Genomic DNA, 15,555 nt, shown 5'->3' with positions numbered 1-15,555 from the left:
AGACAATTTCTGCAAATAGCCATCCTTGAGGATGTGCTATTTTTTTGTCTGCGTTAACGCTTTGCATCTTGTTGTGAGATATTGCTTAGTTTAACTATCGAGTGAGTTAGAAATAGAGAAAGTTATACCGTTTTTTAAGCAACTGAGGTACACCCAAATCTTTTTTAGCAAGGTTAGTACTTTGAAAACGTACCTCACCAAATCAGGAACCACTATATAGTAAGAAGCTATCCTATTAATAAGATTTGTGCTACAAAGCTTAAGCTGATTGAGAACTAAAAACGAAAAATCAAGGTTTTCCAGCACATTTTAGGAAGCTATTGCAACCATCTATAAAAGTTAATAAGTTTAACAGTGTTGGCGCTAAATCTGTAGTTACAAGATTTAAAGAAATTTCTTAACGCTTAATTTATAATGCTTTCAATCAGTTGCTTAAGCAAGGAACTATTGATGGTATCAATTCTTACACGATGTTTAGCAGAATTTGTTGGTACATTTGTGCTAGTATTTGGTGGCTGCGGAAGTGCTGTTTTTGCAGCAGCATTTCCAGACGCTAAAGCCAATGAATTAGGAATTGGCTTTGTAGGTGTTGCTCTGGCTTTTGGTCTAACAGTGCTAATTATGGCTTACGCAGTTGGTCATATATCCGGCGCTCATTTTAACCCTGCTGTATCATTTGGTCTTTGGTCAGGAAAGCGTTTTCCTGGCTCTGAGTTGCTTCCATACATTATTGCTCAGGTATTGGGATCAATATTAGCCGCAGGTCTAGTTTATTTAATTGCCAGTGGTAAACCAGGATTCACGCTTTCTGGTTCCAATCCATTAGCGACAAATGGTTTTGGAGAACATTCTCCTGGAGGCTATTCACTGGCTGCTGGTTTCATTACAGAGGTTGTACTTACCTTCATTTTTTTAATTGTGATCTTAGGTGCAACAGATGGTCGTGCGCCAAAGGGCTTTGCACCAATTGCTATCGGTTTGGCACTAACACTGATTCATTTGATTAGCATACCCATAACGAATACATCAGTCAATCCTGCTCGTAGTACTGGTCCAGCACTTTTTGCTGGTGTAGAACTGTTTAAGCAAATATGGCTGTTTTGGGTAGCTCCAATTTTAGGTGCGATATTAGCAGGTTTATTCTATTCAAAGGCTTTAGGTGAATCAGGCGCACCAGTTGTAGGTGAGGCAGAACGTGAATTTTCGCCCGATGTGGATGATTATTCGCGACGATAGTAACCCAAGTTGCAAGTTATCAGACTCCAAGGTGCTTCAAGCACAGAGTCGAATTCGATCTACATGCAACGAGATGTACGGTTGCGCGTAGCGCAACCACAAATCAAACTCAATCAAAACTAGACATACTTAACTACCGATTTACCTACACATACATCAAAACTATTGTTAAAATCCAAATAATTTTAAGTTAAGATTCATACCCAACTCCTATGAGAGAAACTGTCCTAGAGGTTCGCAATCTCCAAGTTGAATTTCCCGGTGATGGCAATAACGTCAGAGCTTTGGATGGTATTTCCTTTGGGCTACATCGAGGTGAAACTCTAGGAATAGTAGGAGAGTCGGGGAGTGGTAAATCAGTGACAGCCCTAGCTGTAATGGGTTTGTTGCAAACTCCGGGTATGGTTACTGGCGGTGAAATCTGGTTTCGTCCTCAAGAGAATGCTAACCCCATCGATTTAGTAACATTGCCTCCTGAGCAAATGCAGTTGCACCGGGGTGGCGACATCGCCATGATTTTTCAAGAACCGATGAGTTCGCTTAATCCGGTTTATAACATCGGGTTTCAGCTAACAGAAGCGATTATGCGGCATCAAAATGTGTCAGCAGCCCAAGCACGACAAATTGCGATCGCAGGTCTGCAAGAGGTTAAACTTCTACCTAGCGATGAGGAGATACAGCAGCAGTATATCGAAACTTGGCCTCAAACCAACAGCAATTCATCAAAACCAGAACCATCAAAGTTGTCACAGTTGGTTAAAGAACATAAAGAAGCCATGCTAGAACGCTACCCTCATGAACTTTCTGGGGGTCAGTTGCAACGGGTAATGATTGCAATGGCAATTTCTTGCAACCCATTAATCTTAATTGCCGATGAACCAACCACAGCCTTGGATGTAACGGTGCAAGCAACAATTTTGGAGTTAATCCGAGAATTGCAACAAAGCCGTGACATGGCAATGATTTTCATCACCCACGACTTGGGGCTAATTTCGGAAATTGCTGACCAAGTAGCGGTGATGTATAAAGGCAAAGTTGTCGAATCTGGTACTTCTCGGCAAATTTTCAGCAGTCCCAAGCATCCATATACTAAAGGTTTGATAGCCTGCCGCCCCACACTTGACCGCCGTCCCCAAAAATTACTCACCGTTTCTGACTACATGAGTGCAGAAGAGACACCAACGGGACAAGTAGTAATTCAGGCGAAAGAACCCGCACAACCCACAGAAGTCACCACTGAAGAGATTGCTGCAAGATTGACAAGCTTCAATCAGAAGGAACCCCTGCTGCAAATCCGCAACCTGAAAGTTGCTTTTCCGGTGCGCGGGGTGTTTGGTGGTACAAAACGCTACAATATGGCAGTCAATGGCGTTTCCTTTGATGTCAAACCAGGGGAAACACTAGGTTTGGTGGGAGAATCTGGTTGCGGTAAAACCACCCTTGGTAGAACCTTACTGCGATTAATTGAACCGATGAGTGGTGAGATTATCTTTGAGAAACAAGATATTACTAGTCTCAAAGGAGAACCGTTGCAAAAACTGCGGCGGGAAATGCAAATAGTTTTCCAAAATCCTTTCAGTTCTCTTGACCCACGGATGAAGGTCGGGGACGCGGTGATGGAACCATTGTTAATTCACTCTGTTGGTAAGACCAAGCAACAACGACGCCAGCGAGTAGCCGAACTTTTAGAACGGGTGGGGTTGAGTGCAGATGCGATCAACCGCTATCCTCATCAGTTTTCTGGCGGTCAACGTCAGCGGATTTGCATAGCCCGTTCTTTGGCGTTAAATCCTAAATTTATTATCTGCGATGAATCAGTTTCAGCGCTGGATGTTTCAGTACAGGCGCAGGTATTAAATCTTCTCAAAGAATTACAGTCAGATTTTCAGCTTACTTATATTTTTATTTCTCACGATTTAAGTGTAGTTAAATTTATGAGCGATCGCATTTTAGTCATGAATCGCGGTCAAATTGTTGAAGAAGGGACAGCCGAAAGTATTTATCTGGAACCCAAAGAGGAATACACGCAAAAATTAATTGCTGCAATTCCTACTGGTAGTTCTGAACGCGTGCGAAGTGGTCATCTGAAAGCTTTATAAAAAGGGCGGTTAGAAACCGCGTCTATACGTGGGTTATGGCGGTTTCCATTCAGATGCGGTACAACATTGGATCGCGAGGTGTAGGGGCACGGCAGTGCCGTGCCCCTACGGCTGTACCCCACGTAAACGAAAACCGTTATATAAAATTCTTTTTTAACAGATATTTGTGCAAACAAAGTTAATTACATCTGCAAGTCCAGACTGAGTTTTCAAATTAGTAAAAATAAAAGGTTTATTACCGCGCATTTTTTTAGTATCTCGTTCCATTACACTTAAATCTGCACCAACATAGGGGGCAAGGTCAGTTTTGTTAATCACCAATAAATCAGACTTAGTAATGCCGGGGCCACCTTTGCGGGGAATTTTATCACCAGCTGCAACATCGATGACGTAAATAGTTAAATCCACCAATTCTGGACTAAAGGTAGCAGCCAAATTATCGCCGCCACTTTCTAAAAAGACTAAATTTAAATCGAGAAAACGTTCCTCTAACTGTTCAATTGCTGCCAAATTCATCGAAGCATCTTCGCGGATAGCAGTATGAGGACAACCACCAGTCTCTACACCCAAAATGCGATCGCTTGCCAACGCCTGAGAACGCACTAAAAACTGAGCATCTTCTTGAGTATAAATATCATTTGTCACCACCGCAATCTGATACTGCTCACGCAACCCTTTACATAAAGCATCAACTAAAGCCGTCTTCCCCGAACCCACTGGCCCAGCAACCCCCACTCGAAATGCATTCATAACTCCTCACTCCTGTACAGACGCGATTAATCGCGTCTCTCTTAACTCCTAAACAACCTTGTATACTGCGTTTCATGCTGCATACTCGCTAGCGACAAACCCCAACTACAACAGGCGAGTTGATCATCCTCCAACGCTAAAATTTCTAACGCCGTAGTACTAAATAATGGTTGCAAATCTAGCAATAACTGCTGTCCTGCTGTTTGTCCAAGGGGGATAAGTTTGACGCCAGCAGTAATCAAATTACTTGCCCAACTATGCAGATATCCGAGTAATGCGGCTTTGATACTGATTTGCCAATGGGCAATGGCAATGCCAAAAGCGATCGCATAATTGCACGGATTACCGACAGCATTGGCAATAGGCACAATCTGCGGTTCTAGTTTACCAAGTAATTGGACGAGCGATCGCCCCATCTGCCAACTAGAAGCGCGTAACTCTTCTGTTTCCCTAGCAGCGGATAACCACAGATTCCAACGGCATAGGGACTCAATATCACCCGTTTTTGTAGCTTGCTGCGATCGTACCATCACCGCCGCCTCTAGTCGAATTGCCCCGGAGAGCAACTCTGCTTTTAACCAATCTTTGAGATGTGTCTGGTTAGCGATCGTACCATTTTCCACCAGCATTTCCAAGCCTTCAGAATAGCTATATGCTCCCACAGGCAAAGCGGGGCTAGCCAGCTGCAAAATACTCAAAAGATGGCTATCAGTGAGCATGATGGTGTTGTCCATAAGCTCCCAATTCTGGCTGAAACGGTAAAATTTCTTCTTTAACTTCTAACCCCAATTGTTCCAACATTGTGCGTAAAACAGAATCTGGGGACAAGCGTAAATAAGTTGGAGTAATTTCTACAGGTACATGGCGATTTCCCAGATGGTATGCTGCCCTTAGTAATAAAAGTGGTGTTTGGGCAAAGGCAGTCAGCACGAGTTCTGGTTTGGCAGTAATTCTGATTAAACTGCTATGGGTTTCTTCTTGCAGAATGTCGCCATCGTGTAACACAGTTCCTCTGGGTAAATGTAAAAACACAACCTTATCATCTGCCGTTTCAAAGCGATGACGACTGCGGGTACGTTCTTCTGCTGTCAGCGCCAGACTAAAAGTAACTGCGGCATCAGGATTAGGTGGTTTAAGTTGCGTAAATGTCAGCATAAAAGTTTCGTCTGAACTTCCGCTTTTTATTATGATTCTAATTAGTACCTTCCTATTACCTGTCAAGTCGCTTCTCAAAATTAAAAATTATTATTTTTCAAAATTCTTAATTTTTAATTCAAAAAAGGTCACCTGTAACCCTTTGAGTGATGCTCGTACCCTCGCTTTTAAAGTTTGCTACGCACACCAGAAGCAAGTAGTTAATCTTCTGGTGTAGAGTCTGTGGAATTTGGCATATTCCAAGTTTTGTGCCAGAGTTGTTTAATTTTTTGAATGTTATTTCCTATTTTTATCGCCTCCCAACCATCTTGAATAGCTTGCTTCTCTTTATCAGTTAACTTCCAGGATAAAGGCGGACGATACCGACCATCTTTGTAAAATTCAGATACTGCAAATTTTGAAGATATTTCAGATTCCGAGGGGAAGAAAATGGGAAAGTATTGGATATCTACCTTGTTCTCCCATTTTTTAGCCAGCAAATCTGCTTCCTTTGCATTTCGAGATGCTAAAACCGGATCGCGTACCTTGAACATTGCCAGTAATGGCCCTATAGTCGCCATAAACCAGCCTCCATTCCCCTGCACGTTTTCTGTTGAAGCAGATTTAGGAAAAGGATTGATTTGCAATATAAGGACTCGTTTTACATTTAAACTATTTTCAGTTTTTGACCATTCATTAAGCTGTTCATCCAGCCATTCGGCTGCCGTTACAAAGCCAGAGTTATCGAAATAACCTCCATCCGCAACGTGATAATTATTATTTTGAATGTTTACACTGCCGCGACATATGGGAGAGACATAGGGAAAAGTTGCTGATAGTCTTGCAGCCGTTACAACATTGATATCACAGGCTTCATAAAGAGTATTGAAGTCTATATACTGTTTTTGTTTCTCAGGAGTGTTGCTAAAGGTTACTGGAGTAATCAAAAATCGCCAACCATTTTCGACTAAAGTGGCATTGAATACAGGAATAGGAATTTCGCCATCAAAAATCTGTTTTCGCCAGGTTCCAAAGGTTTTTATCTTTTTCGGTTCCTTCATTTCACCCTGCCAGTCTATCTCAACTGCTGTACCACGATCAAACTCTGGGCGAACAATGAATGGAAATCCGATGAATCGCCATAAGTCCAAATAAACAAAACCCCAACCAACGGCATCTAAACTATCTTTAGTAGCAGCATAAAAACTAGTGGTTTTGTTATATTTTTCCTGCTCGCTCTCTTCTAAAAAGCCATCTTTATTAAAGCGATCTAGATAGTACATTGTTCCTACCGAACCGCCTGAGACAGCACTAATCAAGCCAATTGCTTTGGTAAATGACTCTCCTAATAATTCCTGGAGACCACTTAACACTTGCACTGTCCATCCTGCTGCTTGAATTCCACCACCACTAGCACAAATAATCACTAAAGTTCGTTCTCTATCTTGATGTTGGAGACGCTTTTTTAGCAATTCTTGGAAATTAGTTTAATCCCTATTGTCTCTCTTTTTATCTTCACTATCCTTGAACTTATTGACTTGAAAAAAGTGATTAACATCAAAGGCAATATAGCTAATAGCTGAGAAAGCAGTAAATAAAATTAGTACAGGAATCCGAAAGTAATCAAAATAGAATGTTGCACCTCCATAGAAAAGTGTCACCATCGATATTATAAGTAGCACATATAGGAGTGCCGGCGCTTCAGGTCGATTTGTTTCTGATTTGGGATTAAAACGTAAACCAACAGTAATGTAGATAACTACTCCAATTAGAAGATAAGCAATTGCTGTCAGATGTCCCCCACTCAATTCACCTGTTTGAGGATTAATATAACCAAATGTATTATGTTTGCCTACGAAATAAACGATATCAGCAAGTATCTTTTTTAAGAAAGCGTTTGAGCTTAACCAGTCTCTGATAAAACTAATAACAAATAGTAGCCCAATTCCCAATAACGCACCTACAAATGCTCCCCACCGTCTTTCTTTGTTGTTCAGCTTCTCTTGGGAGAGATCAAAGGCGATCATGCAAATGTATAAACTTAAGGCAATAGCTATTCCATATTGCCAAAATTCAGAAATTTCTATTGTTGGTGGTACAGCAAAGCGAGCTGGTGCGTTATGCAGAATGATGGCTGCAACTGAAATTACTGATGTTCCGGCTCCAATTGCGCTCACAATTACGACTGCCAGTTGCCACTTGCTGCGAAGTACAAATAGATTTTTCAACATGGCTGGCAGCCAATCCTTGGCAAGTTTAGGAAGAAACAAAAGGAATAAACCCATCAAAATAGGCAGGCGCAAGAAGAAAAGATATTTCCAGACAGCATCGGAACTTGGTAGCCATGTTGCTAGAACTGCCAACACTGGCAAAAACCAGATAAATTTTTTCATATTTAAACCTCAACTTCTTATTATGTAACTAGAATCCAAACTTGATGATGAAATAATATCACCACTTTTACTTAGATTTGGTTGTTCTATCTGTTTGTTTTTTTCAGAATGACTAAATAATTATTATTAAATTCTATTCAACCTTTCCGCAATCCTAAAAGCACTAGAGCCAATATTGCAGGTACTGATTGAATTAAAAATGCTGTTGGACGTTGCAGGCTAATGCTGCTAAAAATCAATCCGCTTGAGTTAAGGGTCAAACTTTTTTTCAAAGCCAATTTTTTTAACGTAGACGCAAAGCGGCTTGTTGCAGACTACCACAGAGATGCAGAGGAAACAGAGAGAAAAAAATGCTTAACCCAAGCGTATTGTGCTAAAAATACCAGCGATCGCCGTGGAGAAATTATCTTTTATGCATTTTTATCCGTACAAAATCACTAACTTGTATTAGCTTTAGATTTTTATCTAATTAAAAACTATTTGACACCCGTAACGCCTACAGAGTAAAGCTTTCAGCCGATTAAAAATGAAAAAACTAATTTGTCATTTTCTAACACTTTTTGAGTTTGTCAGATTTGACCTATATTAATGGGGGTTATGTTGGAAACGCGAAAACGCAGCTACCCCCGCCCCCACAATTATTCAATGAGAACTAATAACGTATAACCCCTTGTCTATTCCTTTTAAAACAATTGGCACGGACAACTACAAAACCATTTCTATTTTGTCGATAATCATGAACGAATAGAACGGCTCCCTGTTCACCATCAGAAAAACGTCTAATACCTTTAAGAGTATATTTTTCACCAATTCTTACTGTGTTAACTGACTCCCCATCAAAGTTATATGCCATACAGTTCTTCACAGCAAGAATTCTAGAAGTGGCAAAAGCTGACGGAGTAAACATAGAAAGAGTTAAAGCAGAAAAAGTAGCAATAGTAGAAATAATAGTACTGGGCTTATTGAGCATTTGAGTAACTTTTGGATTTAATAGGATTCTGAACCTAGAGAACATAAGCAGAACTTCTATTTACTTATACAAGTGTAAGTTTCTAAGTTACGGAATTAAATCACAGGATGTCTGAAAAGTAAGAAAGTAGGACTTACGCATTGACAAAGTGTTAAAATAGTACTGTTTAAAAATAAGTTTCATCTACAAACAGGTATAGGAGAGGTTAACGTACATATATAGCATTTTTTGTCAATGCGTAAGTCCTAGAGAATACCCCTTTCAAGGTGGGTAAAAATGTTAGTCAAAAAACCTCTTTTTAACTTCTTACCTCTGTGTTCTCTGCGTTTCTGTGGTTAGATAAATTACTTTTAAACCACAGAGGCACAGAGGAGGGCAGTTGCGTGGGCGGGTTTCCCGACTTGAGCAAACTGCCCGTAGCGCAGAGAGAAAAAACGAGATTTTTCGAGTCACCTTGAAAGGGCTAGTCCTAGAGAATTGGTATCAGCTAATAGGTAAGGTAAACCAAAATGTTGCCCCTGCATCGAATGCACTATTTACCCCAATTTCGCCGCCGTGAGCATTGATGATTTGCTTACATAAATACAAGCCCAATCCCAAACTTACAGAATTGCGGATACTTGCACCCCGAAAGTAAAGGTCAAAAAGCCGATCGCTTTGTTGACTAATTCCCACGCCGTTATCACTAACAGTACAATAAATTTTGTCATCCTTACGGATAGCGTTGATTGTCATAAGTAATTCTGGGGGATTATGTTTCAGAGCATTAACAATTAAGTTAGAAAAAACTCGCCATAGTTGCGTGGGGTCAGCATTCACTAAGGGCAAATCTGCGGACACCAGATTTATCAGCTTGGCTTGATTTTGCTCTAACAATGGCTCTAAATCAGCGATCGCAGCTTCGACAACTGTAAGTAATTGTACGGCTTGACGTTGTAAAACAACACCTTGCACTTCGCTGACATGAGCTTCCATCAACGAATTAATTAAGTTCAATTGGCGATCGCTACTTTGAATCATCCGCTCTAAAATGGAGCGGGAAATCGAAATATTATCCTCTGGACGTGCAAGCAAATTTTTCAGCACCATTAAAGTACCCAGTACTGGGTTGCGTAAGTCGTGGGAAACTGCATGGAAAAATACTCGTAATTCTTCTTCAGTTTGTTTGCGCTGGGTAATGTCTTCAATCAAACCTTCGTAATAAAGCAGTTTTCCTTGTTCATCAAGCACTGCATAGGCTTTTTCTGAAATCCAGACAATACTCCCGTCTCGGCGATAAATTTGGGACTCAAACTCAGAAACACTGCCATACTTTTCCATCAGGCGCACAAATTCTGCTCGGCGGCTCGGATCAATATACAGTTGATGTTCAATATCAGTGAAATTTGCTGTCACCTCTTCCGCGAAAGAGTAGCCATAAATGCGTGCTAAAGCCGGATTTGCTGTAATATAACGTCCATCGGGACTGCTTTGAAAAATCCCTTCAACAGCGTTTTCAAAAATGCTGCGATATTTAGCTTCTGCAACCTTGAGCTTTTGGTAGGCAGATTCCAGTTCTTGACGGGCGTAAAACTCAGAACGTTGCAGGCGATCGTATAGATAAACACCAATGTCACATATAATACAAAACCAAAAAATGTATAAAATGAACGTTACATTATATATTTCTGGGTGTTCAGGGGTTAGTGTTTTTAGCCCAAGTGCCGTATTCACACCAAAATAGTAAACCAGCACACTCACTTGAGTCAGCAAGTGAATAATCCAGCAGATAGGCATCAACACAGCTTGGCTCAAAAACAGCAGTGACCAGCCGAAGGTATCGGGTAGTGCGAAACCTCTAAGAGTTGCAAACAACTGGGATGCTAAACTAATTGCCCAAGAAGACCCCAAAAATAATAAATCTGGACGCTCACGACCTAATTTAGTTTTATGTAAAGCAAAGCAGATCAGTATACTCAGGAGCATTGCAATATTGATTACAAGGCGTTGAGTTCTAAGTACTTCTGGCAGCTTCTCCAACTCTTGAAAAGGGAAAAACAAGCCGTAAATATCTCGCAAAGTAAAAGACAACAGACAGATCAGCGCCAACCATAACCATAAACGTAATCTCTGCCACAAAAAACGGTTACGCCAAGTTCTGTAAAAAGTAGTGGTTTCATCTGTTGTTGGTGCAGAAAAGGTTTTTCTCCACCAGCTTTGCACTGTTGTAAATGGAGTAGCCATTAGCATCCGACCAACTTTGCCCATACCTTGAGGGTGTTTCCCTTACTCAACATTGCCATAAATAACACCCTCTCATTTTTTGGTGATTTATGGGCGATTTGTTGCGGATGAAGTTGCCAAAGGTAATGTAAACCAGAAAGTTAACCCGCGCTTGCGGTTACTAATAACACCGATTTCGCCGCCATGTGCCTTAATAACTTTCCGACAAAGATACATTTTTAAGCCAATGCTTGTGGAACAACAGTCTTGGGGATCACGGACATGCAGATCGAAGAGGCGATCGCACTCTAGTTTACTCATTCCCACACCGTTATCTTGAATCTGAGTACGAATCATTCCGGCCTCAACAGTGGCACTCAGAAGAAAATTTAATCCTGGTGGATTATTTTGCAAACTATGTGCTATTAAATTTGCCAAAACTTTCTGCAACCGAGTCTCATCTGCCATTACTAACGGTAAATCGGCGGGAACCAAATTTTTTAGAGTAGCTTGATTTTGTGTCAGCATGGGTTCAAACTGGGCGAACGTTTCTCCCAGTAGGGTGCTAAATTGCACAGGTTCGAGTTTGATGTCAATACCCTGTTTTTCACAGGAATTAATTTCTAGCAATGAGTTAATCATCGTCAGTTGGCGATCATTGCCTTGAATCATCCGCTCGATTATTGAGCGAGATACTGGCATTGGGGATTGGGCATGGGAAAGAGGCAGAGGAGAAATTGCTGTAATTTCTCCCCTGCTCCTCTGCCCCTCTGCTCCCTGCACTCCCCCCACTCCCTGATTTAACAAATTCTTTAACACCATCAAGTTACCCATTACCGAAGTTCGTAAATCGTGGGCAACCGTATGCAAAACAACATCTTTGACGCGATGCAATTTTTCCACTTCTTGCATTTTCTGCTGCAACTGTGCTGTCCGTTCTTCTACTTGGTGTTCTAAATTAGTGTTAAGTTCTGCTAGTTTTTGGCATATCTGGCTTTGCTGAATGGCGATCGCTACCTGTTCTGACATCTGCTGTAACAAATCAATTTCTATTGGCTGCCAATGACGCGAACCTGAGCATTGATTGGCAATTAACGCCCCAAATAATTCGTTATCTAGCATAATTGGTACAGCCAAGCTAGCCTTCGTTTGAAATTTCCGACAGTGCGCTCTTACTTTGGAAGATACTGGCATTTGTGTGATGTCTTCAACGATACGCACAAGATTATCTTTTAGTAAGTTTCGCACTTCTTGTAAATAAGCTTCATCATTAGTAGACCAACCTAAGACTGATGGATACTTGGGATCTACTGATTCGGCAATAGTTCTGACTCCTAAATTAGCATTATTTAAACTAATGAAAACTCGATCTGCTTGCAGAAATTGCCTGACTTCCGTCACGGTGGTTTGGAGAATTTGGTCTAAATTAAGCGAAGACCGAATTCGCACTAGGGTTTCTGCCAACAAGCGATCGCGTTGTGCTGATAGGCGTAATTGCGCTTCTACCTGTTTGCGTTCTGTAATATCATGATGCACTGCTAGGATGCACGAGATACCATCCAAATCAATCACTTCGGCTGAAAGCATTGCTGTAATTATCTCGCCAGACTTTTGCCGAAATTCAACTTCCAAGTTCCGAGCGACTCCTGTGCCTTGCAACTCCTGCACCAACTTCAGGCGATCGCGATCATGTACCCAAATATCTAACTCAAAAGAAGTTTTACCAATTGCTTCATCTCGCTCATAACCTGAGAGTTTCACAAAACTGTCGTTAACTTCGATGAAACGTCCTTCTTGGATTGTGCTAATCGTAATTGAATCGGGACTGCAACTAAAAGCTTTAGCAAATTTTTGGGCAAGATTTTGTAAGCTGATTTCTGCTTGTTTGCGTTCTGTGATATCTCGCACAATTGCTAGTACCTCATCTTCACCACTCACTACCAACCGCGCCTCATAATCTCTGACTCCCAAAGGCGTTGGTAGTTGATATTCGCAAGTTTGCAAAGTTCCAGAATCTAAAGTTTTAGCGATCGCTTCCAGGCTAATCGTTGCAACGTCACTAGGCAATAACTCTTGCACATGTTTCCCAACTATTTCTTCTCTGGTAAGAGTGAGATTTGCTCCCTCACTTTTCAAATCTAGATACTCGCCATCGCGGCTAATGCGAAACATCAAATCGGGGATAGCATCCAAAATTGCTTTATAGCGCGCCTCACTCTCAAGCAATTTTTCTTCGGCTAGTTTTCGGTCTGTAATATCCATAACCAAGCCATTCCAAAGAAAATCGCCGTTACCTTGTAGTTCGGGTTGCGAAGTCCCTTGAATCCACTTAATGCCACTAGGCGTAATGATCCGCCCTTCCCAATGCCAAGGTGTAAGATTTGTACTACAAACAGCAATAGATTCTGTAAAGGCTTTTATATCCTGTGGATGAATAAGTTTGTATAGCACCCGAAAGTCTGCCTGTACGGCTTCTGGTTCTATTTCAGACAAAGATTGACAACCAGAACTAACATAAGGGACAAACACAGAACCATCCTGCTGTTGCAGAACTTGGAAAATTATTCCTGGTAAATTGACAGCAAGTTTTGAGAGCAAGTTAACAGCCTCTTGCTGGCAATTTTGTGTATACATCGATGTTACAATGTCATCCACTCTTTGACCCTTTGATAGCAAGCTATTGATGTACAATTAAAAGCCAGAATAATCAACTTAACAGTTTTGATTCTGTAGGCATAATCGCTAATATCGTGTCCGCTGAATTGCCCATAATAAAGGGAACTCACCTCGCTTCTAGCTAAAGCTAGAGATTCCCCTGCTCTAGTAGGGGAGGGGCAGGTCTTGAGAGGTCACGCAGAAATCACAAGTAATTTACCGGACATGATATAACAGAATAAAAATAGCGCCTTCTTTCAGAGTAGTTCCTGATGAGGCGATCGCATTCCCCCAATCGGGTGAACCATTTTCCCACAAAGAGGAAAAAGTGATAAAAAAGTTAGTTATAAATAGTGAACAACGACACTTTTAAAGACGCTGCTAGTCTTAAATTAGCTTTTATAACTTTACACTGACGCTATTTTGAAAACAATAATAATGATGGGATTATATCGTGATGATTGAATTACATGAATAGCCCAGTCTAGCGCTTCCAAAAACCGCCGGAAAACTATCTTATCCTTGAGAGCAAAAAATGGAATATACCAGCAATAAAGATTAACAGAAGTTGATGTCTCTACCGAAGACTTAAATCGATTGAGAAGTTCTGCTTTCTTGTCTTCTAAATAAATGGTGGCTTGGAGGCTAAAATCCAATACGCTTGGGTTAAGCATTTTTTTCTTCTCTCTGTTTCCTCTGTGTCTCTGTGGTAGCCTGCGGCAAGCCGCTTTGCGTCTACGTTAAAAAAATAGCCAGAGGCTGGAAACGAGGTTTTAAAATCGGTTTGGACTCAAGTTGACACCAATGCACATCTGTGCAACCCTACAAGGGATTGTGGTTTAAATAGATGAAAAAGGCTGTAAAAAACTGATATAGCCAACTTTGATCGCAATAATCAGATAGAAAGTAGTTTATCAATAGATTTAATCTAGTTTTATCTAAAAAAATAAACAGAGTTACCAATAGCAAAAACGAAAAATAGGTATTTTCGAGTGGAAACTTTGCAATACATCCAAGGAGACATAAATGCAATTACAACAGACACCAGTTTTGAAAGAAACTCTTTGGGAAGCAGTTCTCAATCGAGACTCGACAATTGACGGCAAGCTTTTCTACGGTGTTCGCTCTACAGGCGTTTATTGCCGACCAATTTGCCCTAGTCGCAGACCGAATCACAATCAAGTTTGTTTTTTCCAGTCGGCACAAGAAGCTGAAATTGCAGGTTTTCGACCTTGTAAGCGATGTCAGCCACAATTTGAAAAAGTTCCAAATCCGGCTAAGTCCAAAGTTTTAGCAGCATGTCGATTTATTGAAGCACAAGTTGATCACATTCCAACCCTCTCAGAACTATGCTCTCAGGTGGGAATGAGTCCCAGTTATCTGCAAAGGATATTCAAGCAAATAATTGGCGTATCCCCCTTTCAATATGCAGATGCACTGCGTAACCAACGATTGAAGCAGCTTCTTCAGTCAGGCAAGGAAATTGCTCATGCAGTTTACGACACGGGGTATGGTTCAAGTAGTCAACTGTATGAGAAAGCACCTAAGCAGCTGGGAATGACACCAAAGACTTACCAACAAGCTGGAAAGACAATCAGCATTGTCTATGCGATCGCTCCATGTCCACTAGGATATTTGCTTGTGGCAACAACAGAGAAGGGTATCTGTGCCGTTAAACTAGGTGATGAAGCAGACAAACTTGAACACACTTTGATCAAGGAATTTCACCAAGCGCAGATTATGCGTGATGACCAGACACACAAAAAATGGATACAGGCAATCCTCGACTTTATTGCCGGAGGTAAAGCACATCTTGATTTGCCACTTGATGTCCGTGGGACAGCATTTCAGAAACAGGTTTGGCAAGCATTACAGAAAATTCCCTATGGCCAAACCCGCACCTATACTGATATTGCGCGTGATATTGCCAAACCCCAGGCAGTCCGCGCGGTGGGTAATGCTTGTGGAGCTAATCCGATAGCGCTGATTGTACCATGTCACCGTGTCCTGCGGAGTGATGGCAGTGTTGGTGGTTATCACTGGGGGATTGAGCGCAAACAAAAACTGCTTATACAAGAGTCACGCTGTACGCAAGACTAGGTATTAGGGACTGGGG

13 protein-coding genes are annotated in these 15,555 nt (G+C 41.3%); 4 read left to right on the top strand and 9 right to left on the bottom strand.

Annotation, left to right across the window (positions count from 1 at the left end):
- Nucleotides 1-450: 450 nt before the first annotated feature.
- Nucleotides 451-1,236, top strand: coding sequence for an aquaporin Z (gene aqpZ, locus V7K46_RS24470; protein ID WP_335117745.1), 786 nt, complete (start codon nucleotides 451-453; stop codon nucleotides 1,234-1,236).
- 212 nt (nucleotides 1,237-1,448) lie between these two features.
- Nucleotides 1,449-3,335 (top strand): ABC transporter ATP-binding protein, encoded by a 1,887-nt coding sequence (locus tag V7K46_RS24465; RefSeq protein ID WP_335117743.1) that lies wholly within the window; start codon nucleotides 1,449-1,451, stop codon nucleotides 3,333-3,335.
- 153 nt (nucleotides 3,336-3,488) lie between these two features.
- Here V7K46_RS24465 and ureG read toward each other — a convergent pair whose 3' ends face one another.
- The 5 genes from ureG to V7K46_RS24440 form a co-directional block, all read right to left on the bottom strand.
- Complete coding sequence (gene ureG, locus V7K46_RS24460) at nucleotides 3,489-4,085, bottom strand: urease accessory protein UreG (protein WP_335117740.1); 597 nt, start codon at nucleotides 4,083-4,085, stop codon at nucleotides 3,489-3,491.
- A 41-nt stretch (nucleotides 4,086-4,126) separates the two neighbouring features.
- Nucleotides 4,127-4,819 (bottom strand): urease accessory protein UreF, encoded by a 693-nt coding sequence (locus V7K46_RS24455; protein ID WP_335117738.1) that lies wholly within the window; start codon nucleotides 4,817-4,819, stop codon nucleotides 4,127-4,129.
- The gene (gene ureE / locus V7K46_RS24450; protein ID WP_335117736.1) at nucleotides 4,794-5,240 is read right to left on the bottom strand and encodes an urease accessory protein UreE; all 447 of its coding nucleotides are present in this window, start codon (nucleotides 5,238-5,240) and stop codon (nucleotides 4,794-4,796) included. Before ureE ends, V7K46_RS24455 begins: the two co-directional genes overlap by 26 nt.
- 200 nt (nucleotides 5,241-5,440) lie before the next feature.
- Nucleotides 5,441-6,691, bottom strand: coding sequence for a patatin-like phospholipase family protein (locus V7K46_RS24445; protein WP_335117734.1), 1,251 nt, complete (start codon nucleotides 6,689-6,691; stop codon nucleotides 5,441-5,443).
- Nucleotides 6,692-6,706: 15 nt separating this feature from the next.
- Nucleotides 6,707-7,612 (bottom strand): hypothetical protein, encoded by a 906-nt coding sequence (locus V7K46_RS24440; RefSeq protein WP_335117732.1) that lies wholly within the window; start codon nucleotides 7,610-7,612, stop codon nucleotides 6,707-6,709.
- 222 nt (nucleotides 7,613-7,834) lie between these two features.
- Between V7K46_RS24440 and V7K46_RS24435 the strand changes: the two genes are divergently transcribed.
- Nucleotides 7,835-8,053: a hypothetical protein gene (locus tag V7K46_RS24435; protein WP_335117730.1), complete on the top strand. Its 219-nt coding sequence runs from the start codon at nucleotides 7,835-7,837 to the stop codon at nucleotides 8,051-8,053.
- A 211-nt stretch (nucleotides 8,054-8,264) separates the two neighbouring features.
- Here V7K46_RS24435 and V7K46_RS24430 read toward each other — a convergent pair whose 3' ends face one another.
- From V7K46_RS24430 to V7K46_RS24415, 4 genes are all read right to left on the bottom strand, one after another.
- Nucleotides 8,265-8,582: a hypothetical protein gene (locus tag V7K46_RS24430; protein ID WP_335117728.1), complete on the bottom strand. Its 318-nt coding sequence runs from the start codon at nucleotides 8,580-8,582 to the stop codon at nucleotides 8,265-8,267.
- Nucleotides 8,583-9,065: 483 nt separating this feature from the next.
- On the bottom strand, nucleotides 9,066-10,829 hold the full coding sequence (locus tag V7K46_RS24425; protein ID WP_335117726.1) for a sensor histidine kinase: 1,764 nt from the start codon (nucleotides 10,827-10,829) through the stop codon (nucleotides 9,066-9,068).
- Between the two features lie 63 nt (nucleotides 10,830-10,892).
- On the bottom strand, nucleotides 10,893-13,439 hold the full coding sequence (locus V7K46_RS24420; RefSeq protein WP_335117724.1) for a sensor histidine kinase: 2,547 nt from the start codon (nucleotides 13,437-13,439) through the stop codon (nucleotides 10,893-10,895).
- Between the two features lie 407 nt (nucleotides 13,440-13,846).
- Nucleotides 13,847-14,113: a hypothetical protein gene (locus V7K46_RS24415; protein WP_335117722.1), complete on the bottom strand. Its 267-nt coding sequence runs from the start codon at nucleotides 14,111-14,113 to the stop codon at nucleotides 13,847-13,849.
- Nucleotides 14,114-14,465: 352 nt separating this feature from the next.
- On the opposite strand from V7K46_RS24415, the gene ada reads away from it, so the two are divergent.
- Nucleotides 14,466-15,539 (top strand): bifunctional DNA-binding transcriptional regulator/O6-methylguanine-DNA methyltransferase Ada, encoded by a 1,074-nt coding sequence (gene ada / locus V7K46_RS24410; RefSeq protein ID WP_335117720.1) that lies wholly within the window; start codon nucleotides 14,466-14,468, stop codon nucleotides 15,537-15,539.
- Nucleotides 15,540-15,555 lie beyond the last annotated feature (16 nt).

The organism is Nostoc sp. (assembly GCF_036917395.1).
Lineage (GTDB): Bacteria > Cyanobacteriota > Cyanobacteriia > Cyanobacteriales > Nostocaceae > Nostoc.
Note: the sequence above shows the minus strand (reverse complement) of the source record. Positions and strands in the feature narration are given on the sequence as shown.

What these genes read in the sequence shown, in the direction of transcription:
- aqpZ (WP_335117745.1), top strand. Translation starts at nt 451, where the DNA reads ATGGTATCAATTCTTACACGATGTTTAGCAGAATTTGTTGGTACATTT.
- V7K46_RS24465 (WP_335117743.1), top strand. Translation starts at nt 1,449, where the DNA reads ATGAGAGAAACTGTCCTAGAGGTTCGCAATCTCCAAGTTGAATTTCCC.
- ureG (WP_335117740.1), bottom strand. Translation starts at nt 4,085, where the DNA reads ATGAATGCATTTCGAGTGGGGGTTGCTGGGCCAGTGGGTTCGGGGAAG.
- V7K46_RS24455 (WP_335117738.1), bottom strand. Translation starts at nt 4,819, where the DNA reads ATGGACAACACCATCATGCTCACTGATAGCCATCTTTTGAGTATTTTG.
- ureE (WP_335117736.1), bottom strand. Translation starts at nt 5,240, where the DNA reads ATGCTGACATTTACGCAACTTAAACCACCTAATCCTGATGCCGCAGTT.
- V7K46_RS24440 (WP_335117732.1), bottom strand. Translation starts at nt 7,612, where the DNA reads ATGAAAAAATTTATCTGGTTTTTGCCAGTGTTGGCAGTTCTAGCAACA.
- V7K46_RS24435 (WP_335117730.1), top strand. Translation starts at nt 7,835, where the DNA reads ATGCTGCTAAAAATCAATCCGCTTGAGTTAAGGGTCAAACTTTTTTTC.
- V7K46_RS24430 (WP_335117728.1), bottom strand. Translation starts at nt 8,582, where the DNA reads ATGCTCAATAAGCCCAGTACTATTATTTCTACTATTGCTACTTTTTCT.
- V7K46_RS24425 (WP_335117726.1), bottom strand. Translation starts at nt 10,829, where the DNA reads ATGGGCAAAGTTGGTCGGATGCTAATGGCTACTCCATTTACAACAGTG.
- V7K46_RS24415 (WP_335117722.1), bottom strand. Translation starts at nt 14,113, where the DNA reads ATGCTTAACCCAAGCGTATTGGATTTTAGCCTCCAAGCCACCATTTAT.
- ada (WP_335117720.1), top strand. Translation starts at nt 14,466, where the DNA reads ATGCAATTACAACAGACACCAGTTTTGAAAGAAACTCTTTGGGAAGCA.